The following is a 603-nucleotide window of genomic DNA, read 5'->3' as shown; positions in this document are numbered from 1 at the left end:
TCAACTCCAACTACAGCAACAGTAGCGAAAGCAACGCCAACAGCACCAAGCGTGAACGATGGTAAAGTGTCTGAAGCAAACGGAGCTAAAGCACCAGCCCTTACTCCAGTAGTAGATCCAAGCAACTTGACAGATGCCGAAAAAGCTAAAGTAGCGGACGAAGTTAAGAAAGCTAACCCAACAGCAACAGATGTTAAGGTTAACAATGACGGATCAGTAGTTGTAACCTTTGCAGATGGATCAGTAGCGGTAATTGCAACTGAGAAAGCTGTTAAGAAAGCAACTAAAGAGTCATCTGCTAAAGAAACAACTAAGAAAGCAGGAGCGAAAGAATTGCCAAATACTGGTACAGAACAATCTAACGCTTCACTTGGTTTAGCACTTCTTGCAGCAGTGACAGGAGGACTCCTTATCTCTAAAAAACGTAAGGAAGAAGAGTAAACCATTACTCTGATACAGCAAACCTGAGAATTTTGATTCTATGAGTTTGCTAGAAAAGAAGCTGGGTAAAAACTCACTTCTAAATATCAAAACAGCGAGTATTTCCATAGTTGGAGATGCTCGTTGTTTCTTATTATGTGACTTTCAGTCCGTCTCGCTCCG

Annotated in this window: 1 protein-coding gene; it reads left to right on the top strand. The window is 41.6% G+C overall.

Annotated elements, in window-relative coordinates; translation table 11 throughout:
• On the top strand, positions 1-441 hold a 441-nt coding region (locus HMPREF2805_RS01130; protein WP_148131567.1), incomplete at its 5' end, for a MiiA motif-containing surface protein.
• Positions 442-603: the final 162 nt, after the last annotated feature.

It is taken from the genome of Streptococcus sp. HMSC034E03, from assembly GCF_001811505.1.
In the GTDB taxonomy this organism is placed as follows: domain Bacteria; phylum Bacillota; class Bacilli; order Lactobacillales; family Streptococcaceae; genus Streptococcus.
This window is presented reverse-complemented; position numbering and strand designations above follow the sequence as displayed.